Raw genomic sequence first — 19,298 nt, forward strand, 5'->3', positions numbered from 1 at the left:
GTACATGAAGAAGTCAACATTGGCGTTGGCCGTGGCTGTCGCTGCGATTGCCCAACAGGCAAACTCCGCCGGTTTCATCGATGACAGCAAAGTAACACTGGGTCTGCGTAACTTTTACATCAACACCGACAACCGTGATTTGAAGCCTTCGGCGACCTCGAACACCCGCAGCAAGAACGCTGAATGGGGCCAAGGTTTTGACCTGCGTTTCATCTCCGGCTTCACCGAAGGGACCGTTGGTTTCGGTCTTGATGCTATCGGCCTGTACGGCGTACGTCTGGATTCCAGCCGTGCCGATCACGGTAACTACACTGGCACCGCGTCTGGCGGCACCGTGTTCCCAAGCGATGGCAACAAAGCGGTCAACGATTTCGCCAGCCTGGGTGTGACCGGTAAGGTCAAGGTTTCCCAGACCGTGCTGAAAATCGGCACCCTGCAGCCAAACAACCCGGTTATCAAAACCAACGACGGTCGTCTGCTGCCGCAAACGTTCCAAGGTGGCGAGATCTCCTCGAACGAGATCAAGGACCTGACCCTGACTGCCGGTCAGATCGAGCACTCCAAGGGCCGTAACTCCAGCAACAACGAAGGCCTGTCGCTGGCGGGTGCCAACGGTAGCTCGAACTATGACGCTGGCAACTTCGTCAATAAGTTCTACTACGCCGGTGCTGACTACAAAATCACCAAAGATCTGACCGCTTCGTACTACTACGGCGAGCTGAAAGACTTCTACGCGCAGAACTTCCTGGGCTTGGTCCACAACTGGGCTATCGGTCCTGGCGTATTGAAAAGTGACCTGCGTTACTACCGCAGCCGCGACAACGGCGCCAACGGCAACGAAGCGGGCTACTACACTTCGGGTTACTACTCGGATCACCCGACCAACGCCACCAAGGTTAAAGGCAAGGTCGACAACGATCTGTACAGCTACCTGGCGTTGTACTCGGTTGCCGGTCACACCTTCGGCGGTGGCTACCAGTACACCAAGGGCGACAGCGACTTCCCTTGGCTGAACCAAGGTGATGGCTCTTCGAACAGCACCACCACCGACATGCAAATCCAGAAGTTCGCCCGTGCTGGCGAACGCACCTGGCAAGCTCGCTACGCGTATGACTTCGCCAAGGTTGGCCTGCCAGGCCTGACTGCTGGTGTTGTCTACCTCAAAGGCAGCAACATCCAGACCACCGCCGGTGATAAAACCGAGTGGGAACGCGACCTGACTCTGGCTTACGTTGTTCCAGAAGGCCCGCTGAAAAACCTCGGCGTCGCCTGGAAAAACGCTATGTGGCGTACCGACCTGGTTAACACCCGTGCCCAGGACGAAAACCGCGTAATCGTTAGCTACAGCTACGCGTTCAAGTAAGAGCGTAAAACCTTGCCCGGCGCAACGCCGGGCAGGGTGCTTTACTTTCAAGTCGGGCTCAACCCCCGCAAGCCCTTCCTGAATCCCTTCTTTGTACAGCGTCTCAAGGCCTTCTCGAACCTTGTGATGGATGTTGATCCTCGGCCTTTCCCGCGTCCAATGAATTGATTTTTAATATTCGTTTATCGTCTAAATAAATCGATATTTATTCTTTTTAAATAATCTTCAACCCATGCACAGTGGGCTCCATAAGCATTCACCAGGAGCCACACCATGAGCCTAAGACTGGGCGACATCGCCCCCGACTTCGAACAGGATTCCAGCGCCGGCAAGATTCGTTTCCACGAATGGTTGGGCGATAGCTGGGGCGTGCTGTTTTCCCATCCGGCGGACTTCACCCCGGTGTGCACCACCGAGCTTGGCTTTACCGCCAAGCTCAAGGACGAATTCGCCAAGCGCGGCGTCAAGGCCATTGCCCTGTCGGTCGACCCGGTGGACTCGCACCACAAGTGGATCGAAGACATCAACGAAACCCAGAACACGGTCGTCAACTTCCCGATCCTCGCCGACGCCGATCGCAAAGTCTCGGACCTGTATGACCTGATCCACCCGAACGCCAGTGACACCCTCACCGTGCGCTCCTTGTTCGTGATCGACCCGAACAAGAAGATCCGCCTGACGATTACCTATCCGGCCAGCACCGGCCGCAACTTCCACGAAATCCTCCGGGTCATCGACTCGCTGCAACTGACCGATAACCACAAGGTGGCCACGCCCGCCAACTGGCAGGAAGGTGATGAAGTGGTGATCGTGCCGTCGCTCAAGGATGAGGAAGAGATCAAGAAACGCTTTCCCAAGGGCTATCGCGCCGTGAAGCCGTACCTGCGCCTTACCCCACAGCCCAACCGTTAACACACAACCCAATGTGGGAGCGGGCTTGCTCGCGAATGCTGACTTTCAGTTGATGCATCTTTGAATGACACACCGCTTTCGCGAGCAAGCCCGCTCCCACATTTGAACGCATTTCCAGTCTCACATAGCAGGGGTTTTCAGGCCGTTTCGACGGCCTTTTTTTTCGCCCCAGGATTTATAAAGTGCATATGCATTTATAGAATAAACAAATGAAAAAATAAGATTTATAGATATATAAATCACCTGATATGGTCTGTCCCATCTTGGCGCCATCGCCACACAGCGAACCGCCGACACTTGCTCAAGGAATACATGCATGCTGGTCGTAACACTTGGAGGCAGTCCCAGCCAGCGTTCCCGCTCCGGGGTCTTGCTGGAAAAAACCCGTCAGTGGCTGCAAGACAAAGGCGTGGAAGTGGTGAGTTATCAGATACGGGACTTCCCGGCCGAAGACTTGCTGCATGCGCGCTTCGACAGCCCAAAGGTCATCGACCTGCTGCAACAGGTCGCCAACGCCGACGGCCTGGTCATTGCCACGCCGGTGTACAAAGCCTCGTTCTCCGGCGCGCTGAAAACCGTGCTGGATCTGCTGCCCGAACGCGCCCTGGCGCACAAGATCGTATTGCCCATGGCCACGGGCGGCAGCATCGCGCACATGCTGGCGGTGGACTACGCACTGAAGCCCGTGCTGTCGGCCCTCAAGGCCCAGGAATTGCTCCACGGCATTTTTGCCGAGGACAGCCAGATCGCTTATGCCGAAGGCAGCGCCCAGGCGCAGCTGGTGCCCGTGCTTGAACAGCGTTTGCACGAGGCCCTGGAGACGTTCTATAGCGCCATGGCCCGTCGCCCGAAACCGCTGGACCCCAATGTGTTGAATGAACGTTTGTTGAGTGCTCGCTGGAGCATTTAAGCCTCACCGGATTTTGTAGTACTCACCTTACTCAGCCGCCAACGGCCAAGCAGGTGCAGCCAACCCCCTCATCGCATTTTTGGAGAGAGCGCCATGCGCACTGTCATCTTGCGTCGTGGTCTGGTCGCACTGTTTGTTGCGGCTGTGTCCTTCGGCGCCATGGTTCAAGCCCAAGCCGCCGAAACCCTGCGGATCGGCTATCAGAAGTACGGCACGCTGGTGCTGCTCAAAGCCAAGGGCACTCTGGAAAAACGCCTGGCCGCCCAAGGCGTGCAGGTGCAATGGACTGAATTCCCCGGTGGCCCGCAACTGCTCGAAGGCCTGAACGTCGGCTCCATCGACTTCGGCGTTACCGGCGAAACCCCGCCGGTCTTCGCCCAGGCGGCCGGTGCCGATCTGCTCTATGTAGCTTACGAGCCGCCGGCGCCGACCAGCGAAGCGATCCTGGTGCCGAAAGACTCGCCGATCAAATCCGTGGCCGAGCTCAAGGGCAAGAAAATCGTGCTCAATAAAGGCTCCAACGTGCACTACCTGCTGGTGCGTGCGCTGCAAGATGCCGGCCTGAAATACACCGACGTGCAGACCGTGTTCCTGCCGCCCGCCGATGCCCGCGCCGCGTTCGAGCGTGGCAGCGTCGATGCCTGGGTGATCTGGGACCCGTACCAGGCTGCCGCCGAGAAACAACTGCAGGCACGCACCCTGCGTGACGGCACCGGCATCGCCGACAACCACCAGTTCTACCTGGCCACCAAGCCGTACGCCACGCAGCACCCTGAAGTGATCAAGGCGCTGGTGGAAGAAGTGCGCGCAGTGGGCGAATGGTCCAAGGCCAACCCGCAGGAAGTCACCGAACAAGTCGCACCGCTGCTTGGCCTGCCGGCTGACATCACCCTGACCTCGGTGAAGCGCCAGGGCTACGGCGCGCTGTTCCTGACCCCGGACGTGGTCGCCGCCCAGCAGAAAATCGCCGACAGCTTCTACCAGCTCAAACTGATCCCCAAACCCTTGAACATCAAGGACGTGATCTGGACGCCACCCGCCGCCGTTGCCACAGCGCCGTAATCCGATTTCTTCAGGAGACAACTCCATGAGCCTCAATATTTTCTGGTTCCTGCCTACCCACGGCGACGGCCATTACCTTGGCACCGCCGAAGGCGCTCGCGCCGTCGATCACGGTTATCTGCAGCAAGTGGCCCAGGCCGCTGACCGGCTGGGTTTTGGCGGTGTGCTGATTCCCACCGGCCGTTCCTGCGAAGACTCATGGCTGGTGGCTGCCTCGCTGATCCCGGTGACCCAGCGTTTGAAATTCCTTGTCGCACTGCGCCCCGGGATCATTTCCCCGACGGTGGCCGCGCGTCAGGCCGCGACTCTGGATCGCCTGTCCGGCGGTCGTGCGCTGTTCAACCTGGTCACCGGCGGTGATCCGGAAGAACTGGCCGGCGACGGCTTGTTCCTCAGCCACGAAGAGCGCTACCAGGCCTCGGTGGAATTCACGCGCATCTGGCGCCGCGTGCTCGAAGGCGAAACCGTGGACTACGACGGCGAGCACATCAGCGTCAAAGGCGCCAAATTGCTCTACCCGCCGATCCAGCAACCGCGTCCGCCGCTGTACTTCGGCGGTTCTTCCGAAGCGGCCCAGGACCTGGCAGCCGAACAGGTTGAAATGGTCCTGACCTGGGGCGAACCACCGGCGGCGGTCGCGGAAAAAATCGAACAGGTGCGCGCTAAGGCCGCGAAGCTCGGGCGCACCGTGCGCTTTGGCATTCGCCTGCATGTGATCGTGCGCGAGACCAACGACGAAGCATGGAAAGCCGCGGACAAACTGATCTCCCATGTGGATGACGAGACCATCGCCCGTGCCCAGGCTTCTCTCGCACGCTTCGACTCCGTGGGCCAGCAGCGCATGGCCGCCTTGCACGGCGGCAACCGCGACAACCTCGAAGTCAGCCCCAACCTGTGGGCCGGCGTTGGCCTGGTACGCGGCGGCGCAGGCACCGCGCTGGTGGGCGATGGTCCGACCGTCGCGGCACGCGTCAATGAATACGCTGCGTTGGGCATCGACACGTTCATCTTCTCCGGTTATCCACACCTGGAAGAGTCGTATCGGGTTGCCGAACTGCTGTTCCCGCACTTGGATATCGAACGTCCCGAGCTGCCGAAAAGCGCCGGTTACGTCAGCCCGTTCGGCGAGATGGTCGCCAACGACATCCTTCCCAAAGCGGCGTCGCAGAGCTGAGGCGTAGTCATGAACTATGAAAAATTAAGCCATCGTGTCGCGCCTTGGGTGCTGCCGATTCTGTTGCTGGCGGTGTGGCAGCTGTCGGTATCGGCGGGCTGGTTGTCGACGCGCATTCTGCCGGCGCCGAGCGCTGTGATCGAAGCCGGGGTCAACCTGGTGCGTACCGGTGAAATCTGGAAACACCTGGCCATCAGCGGCTGGCGTGCCGGCCTGGGTTTTGTGATCGGTGGCAGCATCGGTCTGGCCCTGGGCTTTATCACCGGCCTGTCGAAATGGGGCGAGCGCCTGCTGGACAGCTCGGTGCAGATGATCCGCAACGTGCCGCACCTGGCGCTGATTCCGCTGGTGATCCTGTGGTTCGGCATTGACGAGACCGCGAAGATTTTCCTGGTCGCCCTCGGCACGCTGTTCCCGATTTACCTGAACACCTATCACGGCATCCGCAACGTCGACCCGGCGCTGGTGGAAATGTCGCGCAGCTACGGCTTGTCCGGCTTCAGCCTGTTCCGTCAGGTGATCCTGCCGGGCGCGCTGCCGTCGATCCTGGTGGGCGTGCGTTTTGCCCTGGGCTTTATGTGGTTGACGCTGATCGTGGCGGAAACTATCTCGGCCAGCTCCGGCATCGGTTACCTGGCGATGAATGCGCGTGAATTTCTGCAAACCGACGTGGTGGTGTTGGCCATCGTCATGTACGCCATCCTCGGCAAGCTGGCCGACCTGGCCGCGCGTGGCCTGGAGCGTGTGTGGCTGCGCTGGCACCCGGCCTATCAAGTGAATAAAGGAGGTGCGGCATGACGGCTCAACAACCTCCGCGCCTGCTCAAGGGCATCCCGCTGGCGGTGCGCAAATTGCGCAAGGCCTTTGGTGCGCGGGAAGTACTTAAAGAGATTGATCTGCACATTCCCGCTGGCCAGTTCGTGGCGGTGGTGGGTCGCAGCGGCTGCGGCAAAAGTACCTTGCTGCGCTTGTTGGCTGGCCTGGACAAAGCCAGCGGCGGCGAGCTGCTGGCGGGCTCTGCGCCGCTCGGCGATGCGATTGAAGACACGCGGTTGATGTTCCAGGAAGCGCGCCTGCTGCCGTGGAAAAAGATCATCGACAACGTGGGGCTGGGTCTGAAGGGCAACTGGCGTCCCAAGGCGCTTGAAGCGCTGGAAGCGGTTGGCCTGGCCGAGCGTGCCAACGAGTGGCCGGCGGCCTTGTCCGGTGGCCAGAAGCAGCGTGTGGCGCTGGCCCGCGCGTTGATTCACCAGCCGCGCCTGCTGCTGCTGGATGAGCCGCTGGGTGCGCTGGATGCTCTGACCCGTATCGAAATGCAGCAACTGATTGAAAACCTGTGGCAGAAGCACGGCTTCACCGTGTTGCTGGTGACCCACGACGTCAGCGAAGCCGTGGCGATTGCCGACCGGGTGATTCTGATCGAGGACGGCGAGATCGGTCTCGACCTGATCGTCGACCTGCCGCGCCCACGCGCCCGGGGCTCACATCGCCTGGCGGCGCTGGAAGCCGAAGTGCTCAACCGTGTGCTTTCGTTGCCCGGCACGCCGCCGGAACCCGAACCTGTTTCACCGCTGCCTACGCAATTGCGTTGGGCCCAATAACTCATAGAGGAAAACCATCATGACTATCAAAGCCATCAACGTACGTAACCAGTTCAAGGGCACTATCAAGGAAATCGTCGAAGGCGACGTGCTGTCGGAAATCGACGTGCAGACGGCGTCCGGCATCGTGACCTCCGTGATCACTACTCGCTCGGTCAAAGAGTTGGAGCTGGTGATTGGCAGCGAAGTGATTGCCTTTGTTAAGTCCACCGAGGTGTCGATCGCCAAGTTGTGATTGTCGTCGCTCTGGAGGCCGCCTTCGCGAGCAAGCCCGCTCCCACATTTGAATGCATTCCAGCGTTGGAACTCGGTCAAGTGTGGGAGCGGGCTTGCTCGCGAAGAGGCCGGCCCAGTCACCACAAGCCTTACCGCTTGGGCAAATACGCCGGCAAATAAAGCCCCACATACGCATCAAACACCCGCATCCCTTCCTCGGCCATGCGCGGCGTAATCTGCCCGTGCTGATGCACCGAGCGCGCGTAAACGCGGTCGCTCAGTTCCAGCGCCAGGGCAAACACATCCACATCGGTGGGCAACGTCGGCACTTGGAAGTGACGATTGAACACCTCCAGCATCAAATCCCCCAATTCCAGATCATGCTGACGGTCCGCCTGGGTCACTTCGGTCAGCCCGTGCTGGGCCAGGATCAATTGGCGTGCGGCGGCGTCACGGTCGTAGATGCTGAGCATGCGTTGCTCGACGATGCAGGACAGGTCACGCCAATGCTTGAGTGGCTCGTGCTCGATGGGCGCCTGGATCGCCGCCCGGAACGCCGCGTGCACATCGGCGGTCAGGGCTTCCAGCAACGCCGGCACGCTGGCAAAGAAGTGGTACACCGACGAGGGTGGAATCTGCGCGCGCTCGGCCACGCTGTAGATCGACAGACTGGCCACGCCTTGGGTCGCCAGCAAGGTGCGGGCGGCGTCGAGGATCGCATCGATCCGGGCCTGGCTGCGGGCGCGGGGTTTGCGAGGAGCGGCGGGGCGGGTAGTCATGGAAGTCTCCTACAAGGCAGAGCGCATTGTACGCAGAGCCAGTGGATGATCCATACCTGGGATGAGGTGGGGGCTGGGGATCAGTCTTGTTGTGGCGAGCAGGCTTGCCCTGCGCTGGGCTGCGAAGCAGCCCCAATAGAAACGCCGAGTTCCTTCAGCAAGAACTCGGCGTCCGGTTTTAGGGCCGCTTCGCAGCCCAACGCAGGGCAAGCCTGCTCGCCACAGAAAGCTTGCCCACCGCATTGAATACCGCAACCGCTTACACGGTATGCAAGTACCAGTTGTACTCAAGGTCGGAGATGGAGTGTTCAAACTCCTCCAGCTCACTTTCCTTACAGGCAACGAAGATATCGATGTACTTGGGATCGATGTACTTGGCCATCACCTCGCTGTCGTCCAACTCGCGCAGGGCATCGCGCAGGTTGTTCGGCAGGCTTTGTTCGTTCTGCTCGTAGCTGTTGCCTTCCACGGGTGCGCTCGGTTCGATCTTGTTGGTCAGACCGTGGTGCACGCCTGCCAGGACCGAAGCCATCAGCAGATAAGGGTTGGCGTCGGCGCCGGCCACGCGGTGTTCGATACGTACGGCATCGGACGAGCCGGTCGGTACGCGGATCGCCACGGTGCGGTTATCCAGGCCCCAGCACGGCGAGTTCGGCACGTAGAACTGTGCGCCGAAACGACGGTAGGAGTTGACGTTAGGGCACAGGAACGCCATTTGGGCGGGTAGGGTCTCGAGCACACCGCCGATCGCGTGACGCAATGCGGCGTTCTGCTCGGGATCCTCGCTGGCAAAGATGTTCTTGCCGTCCTTGTCCAGGATCGAAATGTGTACGTGCAAACCGTTGCCTGCCTGGCCTGGGTAAGGCTTGGCCATGAAGGTGGTGTCCATCTCATGGTCGTAGGCGATGTTCTTGATCAGGCGCTTGAGCAGTACTGCGTAGTCGCAAGCCTTGATTGGGTCGGCCACGTGGTGCAGGTTCACTTCGAACTGCGCCGGGGCACTTTCCTTGACGATGGCGTCGGCAGGGATGCCTTGCTCTTTGGCCCCTTCCAGAATGTCCTGGAGGCAGTCGACGTATTCGTCGAGGTCGTCGATCAGGTAGACCTGTGTCGAGTGTGGGCGTTTGCCAGAGATCGGCGAGCGAGGTGGTTGGGGGCGGCCGTTCACGTTCTCCTGGTCGATCAGGTAGAACTCAAGCTCGAAGGCGGCGCAGATGGTCAGACCGAGGTCGTCGAATTTGCTGACAACTTGGCGGAGTACTTCGCGAGGATCGGCGAAGAAAGGTTCACCTTCAAGTTCGTGCATGGTCATCAGCAATTGCGCGGTGGGGCGCTTTTGCCAGGGTTCATTGCACAGGGTGTCGGGGATCGGATAACAGATTCGGTCAGCATCACCGATGTCCAGACCCAGGCCGGTGCTTTCCACCGTCGAGCCGTTGATATCCAGGGCAAATAAAGAGGCAGGCAGGTTAATGCCCTTCTCGTAAACCTTGTGGAGGCTGGTGCGTTCGATGCGCTTGCCGCGCACCACACCATTCATATCCGCAATTAGAAGGTCTACGTACAGAACCTCAGGATGATCCTTAAGGAACGCGTTCGCTTCGTTAAGCTGAACGGCACGCGGGGGTACCGACATGATGCAACACCTTTGTTGTTAAAAATATCAATCATTGATCTTTTCTGGTTTCAGTCAACCCGAACGGCATGCCGAAGTCAAGCGAGGCCTTTTTTGCCCTAAAAAAGCGCCATGAGGCCTTTTTTGGGGCTTTTTGGGGCGGTTTTTCGGGTTTGGAGGGCTTGGGACTAGCAGGCTTGAGCGGGCCGTGTTGTATTTTTTACGGGGGTGTTGTGTAAAAAAATGAACAAGGCTAAGCTCGATTCAAACCCATAACAGCAATAATACCGGGGTGCTTCATGTCTCGCCTGCCGTTAATCGGCGTCACCGCCTGCTCCAAACAGGTCGGTCTGCATGCTTATCACATCAGTGGCGACAAATACGTCCGTGCAGTGGCCACCGCTGCCAAGGGCTTGCCATTGATCATTCCATCCTTGGGCGACCTGCTCGACCCGGCCAATATTTTTGACGGCCTGGATGGCATTCTATTTACCGGCTCTCCTTCCAATATCGAACCCTTTCATTACGACGGTCCGGCCAGCGCGCCCGGGACTGCTCATGATTCTGCACGCGACCAGACCACCTTGCCGTTGCTGCGTGCCGCGATTGCGGCAGGCGTGCCGGTGCTGGGCATCTGCCGTGGCTTCCAGGAAATGAACGTGGCATTTGGCGGCAGCCTGCACCAGAAGGTTCATGAAGTGCCGGGCATGATGGATCACCGCGAAGACGACACTCAGCCGCTGGACGTTCAGTACGGCCCGGCGCACGCCGTGGCGATCTCCCCGAATGGGGTATTGGCAAGCCTGGGTTTGCCGCAGACGATCCAGGTCAACTCGATTCACAGCCAGGGCGTTGACCGCCTGGCGCCCGGTTTGCAGGTCGAAGCCACTGCGCCTGATGGGTTGATCGAAGCTTTTTCTTACACCGCGGGCAAGGCTTTTGCTTTAGGAGTGCAATGGCACCCCGAATGGCAGGTAAGCTCTAACCCGCACTACCTCGCGATCTTCCAGGCCTTTGGTTCGGCCTGTCGACAGCGGGCGATGCAACGCGACGCGGATGCTGCGTCAACTTACGCCTGACCTTTAATGGATGTCAGGAAACACAGCCCAGAGGCATTTATGAGTAACAACCTCGACCAGCTCACCGATTGGTTGAAAGACCACAAGATCACAGAAGTCGAATGCATGATTGGCGACCTCACCGGCATCACCCGGGGCAAGATCTCGCCGACCAACAAGTTCATCGCCGAAAAAGGCATGCGCCTGCCCGAGAGCGTTCTGTTACAGACCGTGACCGGCGACTATGTCGAAGACGACATCTATTATGAATTGCTCGACCCGGCCGACATCGACATGATCTGCCGCCCGGACCAGAACGCCGTATTCCTGGTGCCCTGGGCCATCGAGCCCACCGCCCAGGTGATTCACGACACCTACGACAAGCAAGGCAACCCGATCGAGCTGTCGCCGCGCAACGTGCTCAAGAAAGTCCTCAAGTTGTACTCCGACAGAGGCTGGCAGCCCATCGTGGCGCCGGAGATGGAGTTCTACCTGACCAAACGCTGCGAAGACCCGGACTTCCCGCTGCAACCGCCGATCGGCCGTTCCGGGCGTCCTGAGACCGGTCGCCAATCCTTCTCTATAGAAGCGGCCAACGAATTCGACCCATTGTTCGAAGACGTCTACGACTGGTGCGAGCTGCAGGAGCTGGACCTCGACACGCTGATCCACGAGGACGGCACGGCGCAGATGGAAATCAATTTCCGTCACGGTGATGCCCTGTCCCTGGCCGACCAGATCCTGGTGTTCAAGCGCACCATGCGTGAAGCCGCGCTCAAGCACAACGTGGCCGCCACCTTCATGGCCAAGCCGATGACCGGTGAGCCCGGCAGCGCGATGCACTTGCACCAGAGCATCATCGACATCGCCACCGGCAAGAACGTCTTCTCCAATGAAGACGGGACCATGAGCCAGCTGTTTCTCAACCACATTGGCGGCCTGCAGAAATTCATCCCTGAATTGCTGCCGCTGTTTGCCCCCAACGTGAACTCGTTCCGCCGCTTTCTGCCCGACACCTCGGCGCCGGTGAACGTGGAGTGGGGCGAAGAGAACCGCACCGTGGGCCTGCGCGTGCCGGATGCCGGCCCGCAGAACCGTCGCGTCGAAAACCGCCTGCCGGGCGCCGACGCCAACCCGTACCTGGCGATTGCCGCCAGCCTGTTGTGCGGCTACATCGGCATGGTCGAAGGCCATAACCCGAGCGCTCCCGTGGTGGGTCGTGGCTACGAGCGGCGCAACCTGCGCCTGCCGTTGACTATCGAAGACGCCCTGGAACGCATGGAAAACAGCAAGACCATCGAGAAATACCTGGGTCAAAAATTCATCACAGGCTACGTCGCGGTCAAGCGGGCCGAGCATGAAAACTTCAAGCGCGTGATCAGTTCATGGGAGCGGGAATTCCTGCTCTTCGCCGTCTGATGCGCCGGGCGCGCCGCAGGATTGGCGCGCCCTCACCTGAAAAAGTCTAGGAGATTGGTATGTCCAGCAACAACCCGCAAACCCGTGAATGGCAAGCCTTGAGCAACGATCACCACCTGGCGCCGTTCAGTGACTTCAAGCAATTGAAAGTGAAAGGCCCACGGATCATCACCAAAGCCCACGGCGTTTACCTGTGGGACAGCGAAGGCAACAAGATCCTCGACGGCATGGCCGGCCTGTGGTGCGTGGCGATCGGTTACGGTCGCGATGAACTGGCTGACGCCGCCGCCAAGCAGATGAAAGAACTGCCGTATTACAACCTGTTCTTCCAGACCGCTCACCCGCCGGTGTTGGAACTGGCCAAGGTTATTTCCGACATCGCACCGGCTGGCATGAACCATGTGTTCTTCACCGGCTCAGGCTCCGAAGGCAACGACACCATGTTGCGCATGGTCCGCCACTACTGGGCGGTCAAAGGCCAGCCGAACAAGAAAACCATCATCAGCCGCAAGAATGGCTACCACGGCTCTACCGTGGCCGGCGCCAGCCTGGGCGGCATGACCTACATGCATGAACAGGGCGACTTGCCGATCCCGGGCATCACCCACATCGCCCAGCCTTACTGGTATGGCGAAGGCGGCGACATGAGCCCTGAAGAGTTCGGGGTATGGGCCGCCAACCAGCTGGAAGAGAAGATTCTGGAAGTGGGCGTGGACAACGTCGGTGCCTTTATTGCCGAGCCGATCCAGGGCGCCGGTGGCGTGATCGTGCCGCCAGCAACCTACTGGCCGCGCATCAAGGAAATCCTCGCCAAGTACGACATCCTGTTTGTTGCTGACGAAGTGATCTGCGGTTTCGGCCGTACCGGTGAGTGGTTCGGCAGCGACTTCTACGACCTCAAGCCGCACATGATGACCATCGCCAAGGGCCTGACCTCGGGTTACATCCCCATGGGCGGCCTGATCGTGCACGACGACGTGGTCGCCGTGCTCAATGAAGGCGGCGATTTCAACCACGGTTTCACCTATTCCGGTCACCCGGTAGCGGCAGCTGTGGCGCTGGAAAACATCCGCATCCTGCGCGATGAAAAAATCGTTAATCGTGTGCACGACGAAACGGCACCGTATTTGCAGAAACGTCTGAGGGAACTGGCTGATCACCCGTTGGTGGGTGAAGTTCGCGGAGTCGGCATGCTCGGGGCGATTGAGCTGGTGCAGGACAAGGCCACGCGCAAACGTTACGAAGGCCGTGGTGTGGGCATGATCTGCCGCACGTTCTGCTTCGATAACGGCCTGATCATGCGCGCCGTGGGCGACACCATGATCATTTCGCCGTCGCTGGTGATCAGCAAGGCGGAAATCGACGAACTGGTCACCAAGGCTCGCCAGTGCCTGGACCTGACTTTGGCGGCATTGCAGGGCTAAGTGCTAGGCTCAGGGCGCAGCGGCTTCGGGCGCTGCGTCCGGGCAGTTACAAAAACGCAGTAATAAGGGTGCTTTGGTTGAAAGCCGGCCCCTGAACTTGCCAGACTGTCGCCCTGTTTTGTTGCCCTTTGGAAGGGCCGCTGAACGTGTAAAAAATGTGGCCCAAAAAAGAAAAATTGGAGCATCACCAAATGAAGGCATTAGGTTTGAAGAACGCTGGCAAGACCCTCCTCGCCTTGTCCCTGTTGGGCGCAATGGCGGGCGCGGCCCAGGCAGACGATAAAGTGCTGCACGTCTATAACTGGTCCGACTACATTGCACCGGACACCATCGCCAACTTTGAAAAAGAGTCGGGCATTAAAGTGGTGTACGACGTTTTCGACAGCAACGAGACGCTGGAAGCCAAGTTGCTGGCAGGCAAGTCCGGTTACGACATTGTCGTACCGTCGAACAACTTCCTCGCCAAGCAGATCAAGGCCGGTGTCTATCAGGAGCTGGACAAGTCCAAGCTGTCCAACTACGACAACCTCAACAAATCCCTGCTCAAGGCCGTGTCGGTCAGCGACCCGGACAACAAGCACGCCTTCCCGTACATGTGGGGCTCGATCGGTATCGGCTACAACCCGGAGAAGGTCAAGGCTGCACTGGGCATCGACAAGATCGAATCCTGGGACACCATCCTCAAGCCGGAGAACCTCGCCAAGCTGAAAGGCTGCGGCGTGAGCTTCCTGGATTCGCCAACCGAAATGCTGCCGGTGGCGCTGCATTACCTGGGCCTGCCGACCGACACCCAGAAAAAGGCCGACCTCAAGCAAGCCGAGGACCTGTTCCTCAAGCTGCGTCCATCGATCAGCTACTTCCACTCGTCCAAGTACATCTCGGACCTGGCCAACGGCAACATCTGCGTAGCCGTGGGCTACTCGGGTGACATCCAGCAGGCCAAATCCCGCGCGGCTGAAGCCGGTGGCAAGGTCAAGGTGGCCTACGACATTCCGAAAGAAGGCGCCGGCAGTTTCTATGACATGGTCGCCATCCCTAAAGATGCCGAAAACGTCGACGCTGCCTACAAGTTCATGAACTACCTGCTGGAGCCGAAAGTCATGGCTGCCATCACCAACAGCGTACGTTTCCCGAACGGTAACGAGAAAGCGACCCCACTGGTCGACAAAGACATCACCAGCGACCCGGGCATCTACCCGTCCGCCGATGTGCAAGCCAAGCTCTACGCCATTGCTGACTTGCCGGCTGCAACTCAGCGTGAAATGACCCGCAGCTGGACCAAAATCAAATCGGGTAAATAAGCCTTAAACCCTGTGGGAGGGGGCTTGTGTGGGAGCGGGCTTGCTCGCGAAAGCGGTGTATCAGTTGATACACCTGCTGGCTGACACACCGCCTTCGCGAGCAAGCCCGCTCCCACCTAGACCGACTCCCACAAATTAAATGACAGAAAGTTTTGCCGGATCGGTTTATCGAGGGTAAGTTGCGCGCCGGTTTTGTTGCCGGGCAACAACTTTAAGGCCCAACTATTTAAGAGGACCTCCACTTGCCAATTTCTTTATTTCGCAAAGCCGTGCTGGTGGGTGCAGGTATCACGCTGGCTGTCAGCGTGCAGGCCGCGCCGACTGTGCATATTTATAACTGGTCGGACTACATCGGTCCCGACACCCTGGCCAACTTCGAAAAGGCCAGCGGCATCAAACCCGTGTATGACGTGTTTGATTCCAATGAAACCCTGGAAGGCAAGTTGCTCGCCGGGCGTACCGGTTACGACGTGGTCGTGCCGTCGAACCACTTCCTCGGCAAACAGATCAAGGCCGGGGCGTTCCAGAAGCTCGACAAGTCATTGCTGACTAATTATGCAAACCTCGACCCGGCGCTGCTCAAGCGTCTGGAAAAGAACGATCCGGGTAACCAGTACGCCGTGCCGTATCTGTGGGGCACCAACGGCATCGGTTACAACGTCGACAAAGTCAAAGAAGTACTGGGCGTCGACCATATCGATTCCTGGGCCGTGCTATTCGAGCCGGAGAACATGAAGAAGCTGGCCACCTGTGGCGTCTCGTTCATGGACTCGGCCGATGAAATGCTGCCGGCGGTGCTCAACTACATGGGCCTGAACCCCAACAGTACCAACCCGGCCGACTATAAAAAGGCCGAAGAGAAACTGCTGAAAGTGCGTCCTTACGTGACTTACTTCCACTCGTCCAAGTACATCTCGGACCTGGCCAACGGCAACATCTGCGTGGCGGCAGGCTTCTCTGGTGATGTGTTCCAGGCCAAGGCCCGCGCGGCCGAGGCGGGCAAGGGCGTGAAAATCGCCTACGCGATTCCGAAAGAAGGCGGCAACCTGTGGTTTGACGTGCTGGCGATTCCGGCGGACGCGACCAACGTTAAAGAGGCCCACGCCTACATCAACTATTTACTGCAACCTGAGGTGATCGCTCAGGTCAGTGATTACGTCGGTTACGCCAACCCTAACCCCGGGGCGGACAAACTGATGGAGCAATCGATACGCACTGACGCAGCGGTTTACCCACCGCAGGCGGTTCTCGACCGGACGTTTGTCAACTTCGAGTTACCCCCGAACGTGCAGCGTTTAATGACCCGTAGCTGGACCAAGGTCAAGACGGGCAAGTAAGGCTTAAAGCTCAAACTATCCAAGGTTTCGCCCGTATTGGGCGAACCTCAAATTTTGTTGGGAGTTTCGTAAATGGCAGTTGCCTCCGGCGCCTATAAGAAAGCCCTCGAGGGCGACCAGACACCGAAAAAGGTGTTGGTCAAAATCGACCGGGTCACGAAGAAGTTCGACGAGACGATTGCCGTGGACGATGTGTCCCTGGAAATCAAGAAAGGCGAGATCTTCGCCTTGCTCGGCGGTTCGGGTTCGGGCAAATCCACCTTGCTGCGCATGCTCGCAGGCTTCGAGCGCCCAACCGAAGGTCGCATTTACCTCGACGGTGTGGACATCACCGACATGCCGCCGTACGAGCGGCCGATCAACATGATGTTCCAGTCCTACGCCTTGTTCCCGCACATGACGGTCGCGCAGAACATCGCGTTCGGCCTGCAGCAGGACAAGATCCCCAAGGCTGAAGTCGACGCGCGCGTGGCCGAGATGCTCAAGCTGGTGCAGATGAGCCAGTACGCCAAGCGCAAGCCGCATCAACTGTCGGGTGGTCAGCGTCAGCGTGTGGCACTGGCTCGCTCGCTGGCCAAGCGCCCGAAACTGCTGCTGCTCGATGAGCCGATGGGCGCCCTCGACAAGAAGCTGCGTTCGCAGATGCAACTGGAGCTGGTGGAGATCATCGAGCGCGTGGGCGTGACCTGCGTGATGGTGACCCACGACCAGGAAGAGGCCATGACCATGGCCGAACGTATTGCGATCATGCACCTGGGCTGGATCGCGCAGATCGGCAGCCCGATCGACATCTACGAAACGCCAACCAGCCGCCTGGTGTGCGAGTTCATCGGCAACGTAAACATCTTCGATACCCAAGTGGTGGACGACGCCGAAGGCCACGCGGTGCTCAAGTGTCCGGACCTGGACCGCGACATCTACGTGGGTTACGGCATCGCGACTGCCGTGGAAGACAAGTCGGTGACCTACGCCATCCGCCCTGAAAAGCTGCTGGTGACCACCCAAATGCCGACCTGCGAACACAACTGGTCCAGCGGCAAGGTGCACGACATCGCCTACCTGGGCGGCCACTCGGTGTTCTACGTCGAGCTGCCGAGCGGCAAGCTGGTGCAGTCCTTCGTCGCCAACGCCGAACGTCGTGGCCAGCGCCCAACCTGGGGTGACCAGGTGTACGTGTGGTGGGAAGACGACAGCGGCGTGGTGCTTCGCTCATGAATATGAAGAAGTTCAAACGCCAGCTGCAACGAATAACACCCGGTGGCCGGCATGTGGTCATCGGGATCCCTTTCCTCTGGCTGTTCCTGTTTTTCGCGCTGCCGTTCTTCATCGTCTTGAAGATCAGCTTTGCCGAAGCCGACGTAGCGATCCCGCCTTACACCGAGATCTACACCTTCGTTGAGCAAAAGCTGCAACTGGTGCTCAACCTGGGCAACTACGCGATGCTCGGCGACGACGAGTTGTACATCGCCGCGTACCTGGGCTCGCTGAAGATGGCGTTTTTCAGCACGATCCTGTGCCTGTTGATCGGCTATCCGATGGCCTACGCCATTGCCAGCGCACGCAAAGAGATGCAGACCGTGCTGGTGCTGCTGATCATGATGCCGACCTGGACCGCGATTCTGATCCGCGTGTATGCGTGGATGGGCATCCTCAGCAACAACGGCTTGCTCAACGGTTTCCTGATGTCCATGGGGCTGATCAACGAACCGCTGCAGATCCTCAACACCAACATCGCGGTGTACATCGGCGTGGTCTATTCGTACCTGCCGTTCATGATCCTGCCGCTGTACGCCAACCTGGTCAAACACGACCAGAGCCTGCTGGAAGCCGCGTCCGACCTGGGCTCGAGCACCTTCAACAGCTTCTGGAAAATCACCGTGCCGCTGTCCAAGAACGGCATCATCGCCGGCTGCATGCTGGTGTTCATTCCGGTGGTGGGCGAGTTCGTGATCCCGGAGCTGCTCGGCGGCCCGGAAACGCTGATGATCGGTAAAGTGCTGTGGCAAGAATTCTTCAACAACCGTGACTGGCCGGTGGCGTCTGCCCTGGCGGTGGTGATGCTGGCGATCCTGATCGTGCCGATCATCCTGTTTAACCGCAGCCAAGCCAAAGAGATGGAGGGCAAGATATGAAGCGCTTCAGTTTCTCGAGTTTCATGCTGGTGGCGGGGTTGCTGTTCATCTACCTGCCGATGCTGATCCTGGTGATCTACTCGTTCAACGAATCCAAGCTGGTGACGGTGTGGGGCGGTTGGTCGATCAAGTGGTACGTGGGCCTGCTGGACAACACCCAGTTGATGGGCTCGGTGGCACGCTCTCTGGAAATCGCCTGCTACACGGCGGTGGCCGCCGTGGCGCTGGGGACGTTGGCGGCGTTCGTGCTGACGCGCATCAGCCACTTCAAGGGCCGTACGCTGTTTGGCGGCCTGGTAACGGCGCCGCTGGTCATGCCCGAGGTGATCACCGGTCTGTCGCTGTTGCTGCTGTTCGTGGCCATGGCGCAGATGATCGGCTGGCCCCAGGAGCGTGGCATCGTGACTATCTGGATCGCCCACACCACGTTCTGTGCGGCGTATGTGGCGGTGGTGGTGTCGGCGCGCTTGCGTGAGCTGGACCTGTCGATTGAAGAAGCGGCGATGGACCTGGGGGCGCGGCCGTGGAAGGTGTTCTTTCTGATCACCATCCCGATGATCGCGCCGTCGTTGGCGGCGGGCGGCATGATGTCGTTCGCGCTGTCGCTGGATGACCTGGTACTGGCCAGCTTCGTGTCGGGCCCCGGCTCGACCACCTTGCCGATGGAAGTGTTCTCGGCCGTGCGTCTTGGGGTTAAACCCGAGATCAATGCCGTGGCCAGCCTGATTCTGTTGGCGGTGTCGCTGGTGACCTTCCTGGTGTGGTTCTTCAGCCGCCGTGCCGAAGAGCACCGCAAGAAAGCCATTCAGCAAGCGATTGAAGAAGCGGCAGCGGATGGCTGGCAGCAGCCAGACAAGCGCCGGGCGCCTGCACCGGTCTAACTGGCGCAGCCTGACGGAACCGGATCAAAAATGTGGGAGCGGGCTTGCTCGCGAATGCGGTGGATCAGTCAGTACATCGGGTGACTGACACTCCGCATTCGCGAGCAAGCCCGC

At 59.3% G+C, this 19,298-nt stretch carries 18 protein-coding genes; 16 read left to right on the forward strand and 2 right to left on the reverse strand.

The genetic code is table 11. The features are described 5' to 3' along the window. Positions 1 to 4 precede the first annotated feature (4 nt). From L8K08_RS20830 to L8K08_RS20865, 8 genes are all read left to right on the forward strand, one after another. On the forward strand, positions 5 to 1,363 hold the full coding sequence (locus tag L8K08_RS20830) for an OprD family porin (RefSeq protein WP_145157909.1): 1,359 nt from the start codon (positions 5 to 7) through the stop codon (positions 1,361 to 1,363). Between the two features lie 273 nt (positions 1,364 to 1,636). Continuing rightward, the gene (locus L8K08_RS20835) at positions 1,637 to 2,275 is read left to right on the forward strand and encodes a peroxiredoxin (protein ID WP_242199759.1); all 639 of its coding nucleotides are present in this window, start codon (positions 1,637 to 1,639) and stop codon (positions 2,273 to 2,275) included. Between the two features lie 316 nt (positions 2,276 to 2,591). Continuing rightward, positions 2,592 to 3,185: an NADPH-dependent FMN reductase gene (gene ssuE / locus L8K08_RS20840; protein ID WP_106575754.1), complete on the forward strand. Its 594-nt coding sequence runs from the start codon at positions 2,592 to 2,594 to the stop codon at positions 3,183 to 3,185. A 93-nt stretch (positions 3,186 to 3,278) separates the two neighbouring features. Further along, entirely contained in the window at positions 3,279 to 4,247 is a 969-nt protein-coding gene (locus L8K08_RS20845) for a sulfonate ABC transporter substrate-binding protein (protein ID WP_242199761.1), read from the forward strand. 25 nt (positions 4,248 to 4,272) lie between these two features. Further along, complete coding sequence (gene ssuD, locus L8K08_RS20850; protein WP_145157907.1) at positions 4,273 to 5,421, forward strand: FMNH2-dependent alkanesulfonate monooxygenase; 1,149 nt, start codon at positions 4,273 to 4,275, stop codon at positions 5,419 to 5,421. Positions 5,422 to 5,430: 9 nt separating this feature from the next. Next, on the forward strand, positions 5,431 to 6,219 hold the full coding sequence (ssuC, locus tag L8K08_RS20855; protein ID WP_145157904.1) for an aliphatic sulfonate ABC transporter permease SsuC: 789 nt from the start codon (positions 5,431 to 5,433) through the stop codon (positions 6,217 to 6,219). Further along, positions 6,216 to 7,022 carry an aliphatic sulfonates ABC transporter ATP-binding protein gene (ssuB, locus tag L8K08_RS20860; protein WP_106575750.1) on the forward strand — a complete coding sequence of 269 codons (807 nt, stop codon included), beginning with the start codon at positions 6,216 to 6,218 and terminating at the stop codon, positions 7,020 to 7,022. The genes ssuC and ssuB overlap by 4 nt, the downstream gene beginning before the upstream one ends. Before the next feature lie 19 nt (positions 7,023 to 7,041). After that, the gene (locus L8K08_RS20865; RefSeq protein ID WP_003213899.1) at positions 7,042 to 7,257 is read left to right on the forward strand and encodes a TOBE domain-containing protein; all 216 of its coding nucleotides are present in this window, start codon (positions 7,042 to 7,044) and stop codon (positions 7,255 to 7,257) included. A gap of 130 nt (positions 7,258 to 7,387) precedes the next feature. Here L8K08_RS20865 and L8K08_RS20870 read toward each other — a convergent pair whose 3' ends face one another. Together L8K08_RS20870 and L8K08_RS20875 are read right to left on the reverse strand one after the other, a co-directional pair. Then, positions 7,388 to 8,017 (reverse strand): TetR/AcrR family transcriptional regulator, encoded by a 630-nt coding sequence (locus L8K08_RS20870; RefSeq protein ID WP_242199764.1) that lies wholly within the window; start codon positions 8,015 to 8,017, stop codon positions 7,388 to 7,390. 259 nt (positions 8,018 to 8,276) lie between these two features. Then, a complete protein-coding gene (locus L8K08_RS20875) occupies positions 8,277 to 9,653 on the reverse strand; it encodes a glutamine synthetase family protein (protein ID WP_145157896.1) in 1,377 nt (458 codons plus the stop codon). A 278-nt stretch (positions 9,654 to 9,931) separates the two neighbouring features. On the opposite strand from L8K08_RS20875, the gene L8K08_RS20880 reads away from it, so the two are divergent. The 8 genes from L8K08_RS20880 (at position 9,932) to L8K08_RS20915 (ending at position 19,184) form a co-directional block, all read left to right on the forward strand. Next, complete coding sequence (locus L8K08_RS20880) at positions 9,932 to 10,711, forward strand: gamma-glutamyl-gamma-aminobutyrate hydrolase family protein (protein ID WP_145157893.1); 780 nt, start codon at positions 9,932 to 9,934, stop codon at positions 10,709 to 10,711. Between the two features lie 39 nt (positions 10,712 to 10,750). After that, on the forward strand, positions 10,751 to 12,109 hold the full coding sequence (locus L8K08_RS20885) for a glutamine synthetase family protein (RefSeq protein WP_017139534.1): 1,359 nt from the start codon (positions 10,751 to 10,753) through the stop codon (positions 12,107 to 12,109). Positions 12,110 to 12,168: 59 nt separating this feature from the next. Beyond that, positions 12,169 to 13,533, forward strand: coding sequence for an aspartate aminotransferase family protein (locus L8K08_RS20890; RefSeq protein WP_242199767.1), 1,365 nt, complete (start codon positions 12,169 to 12,171; stop codon positions 13,531 to 13,533). 206 nt (positions 13,534 to 13,739) lie between these two features. Further along, positions 13,740 to 14,834 carry a polyamine ABC transporter substrate-binding protein gene (locus L8K08_RS20895; protein WP_145158574.1) on the forward strand — a complete coding sequence of 365 codons (1,095 nt, stop codon included), beginning with the start codon at positions 13,740 to 13,742 and terminating at the stop codon, positions 14,832 to 14,834. Positions 14,835 to 15,076: 242 nt separating this feature from the next. Continuing rightward, positions 15,077 to 16,171, forward strand: a complete 1,095-nt coding sequence (locus L8K08_RS20900) for a polyamine ABC transporter substrate-binding protein (protein ID WP_145157887.1) — start codon at positions 15,077 to 15,079, stop codon at positions 16,169 to 16,171. A 72-nt stretch (positions 16,172 to 16,243) separates the two neighbouring features. Continuing rightward, positions 16,244 to 17,386, forward strand: coding sequence for a polyamine ABC transporter ATP-binding protein (gene potA / locus L8K08_RS20905; RefSeq protein WP_065893882.1), 1,143 nt, complete (start codon positions 16,244 to 16,246; stop codon positions 17,384 to 17,386). Further along, positions 17,383 to 18,303, forward strand: a complete 921-nt coding sequence (locus L8K08_RS20910) for an ABC transporter permease subunit (RefSeq protein ID WP_145157884.1) — start codon at positions 17,383 to 17,385, stop codon at positions 18,301 to 18,303. The genes potA and L8K08_RS20910 overlap by 4 nt, the downstream gene beginning before the upstream one ends. Then, positions 18,300 to 19,184 carry an ABC transporter permease subunit gene (locus L8K08_RS20915; RefSeq protein ID WP_106575745.1) on the forward strand — a complete coding sequence of 295 codons (885 nt, stop codon included), beginning with the start codon at positions 18,300 to 18,302 and terminating at the stop codon, positions 19,182 to 19,184. The genes L8K08_RS20910 and L8K08_RS20915 overlap by 4 nt, the downstream gene beginning before the upstream one ends. The last annotated feature ends 114 nt before the right edge of the window (positions 19,185 to 19,298 follow it).

The organism is Pseudomonas sp. TREG-RG-20F-10-E-6-01 (assembly GCF_022662455.1).
In the GTDB taxonomy this organism is placed as follows: domain Bacteria; phylum Pseudomonadota; class Gammaproteobacteria; order Pseudomonadales; family Pseudomonadaceae; genus Aquipseudomonas.

Coding starts and splice junctions, on each gene's coding strand:
- L8K08_RS20845 (WP_242199761.1), top strand. CDS start 3,279: ATGCGCACTGTCATCTTGCGTCGTGGTCTGGTCGCACTGTTTGTTGCG.
- ssuC (WP_145157904.1), top strand. CDS start 5,431: ATGAACTATGAAAAATTAAGCCATCGTGTCGCGCCTTGGGTGCTGCCG.
- ssuB (WP_106575750.1), top strand. CDS start 6,216: ATGACGGCTCAACAACCTCCGCGCCTGCTCAAGGGCATCCCGCTGGCG.
- L8K08_RS20830 (WP_145157909.1), top strand. CDS start 5: ATGAAGAAGTCAACATTGGCGTTGGCCGTGGCTGTCGCTGCGATTGCC.
- L8K08_RS20885 (WP_017139534.1), top strand. CDS start 10,751: ATGAGTAACAACCTCGACCAGCTCACCGATTGGTTGAAAGACCACAAG.
- L8K08_RS20910 (WP_145157884.1), top strand. CDS start 17,383: ATGAATATGAAGAAGTTCAAACGCCAGCTGCAACGAATAACACCCGGT.
- L8K08_RS20870 (WP_242199764.1), bottom strand. CDS start 8,017: ATGACTACCCGCCCCGCCGCTCCTCGCAAACCCCGCGCCCGCAGCCAG.
- L8K08_RS20865 (WP_003213899.1), top strand. CDS start 7,042: ATGACTATCAAAGCCATCAACGTACGTAACCAGTTCAAGGGCACTATC.
- L8K08_RS20890 (WP_242199767.1), top strand. CDS start 12,169: ATGTCCAGCAACAACCCGCAAACCCGTGAATGGCAAGCCTTGAGCAAC.
- ssuE (WP_106575754.1), top strand. CDS start 2,592: ATGCTGGTCGTAACACTTGGAGGCAGTCCCAGCCAGCGTTCCCGCTCC.
- potA (WP_065893882.1), top strand. CDS start 16,244: ATGGCAGTTGCCTCCGGCGCCTATAAGAAAGCCCTCGAGGGCGACCAG.
- L8K08_RS20880 (WP_145157893.1), top strand. CDS start 9,932: ATGTCTCGCCTGCCGTTAATCGGCGTCACCGCCTGCTCCAAACAGGTC.
- L8K08_RS20915 (WP_106575745.1), top strand. CDS start 18,300: ATGAAGCGCTTCAGTTTCTCGAGTTTCATGCTGGTGGCGGGGTTGCTG.
- L8K08_RS20835 (WP_242199759.1), top strand. CDS start 1,637: ATGAGCCTAAGACTGGGCGACATCGCCCCCGACTTCGAACAGGATTCC.
- L8K08_RS20875 (WP_145157896.1), bottom strand. CDS start 9,653: ATGTCGGTACCCCCGCGTGCCGTTCAGCTTAACGAAGCGAACGCGTTC.
- ssuD (WP_145157907.1), top strand. CDS start 4,273: ATGAGCCTCAATATTTTCTGGTTCCTGCCTACCCACGGCGACGGCCAT.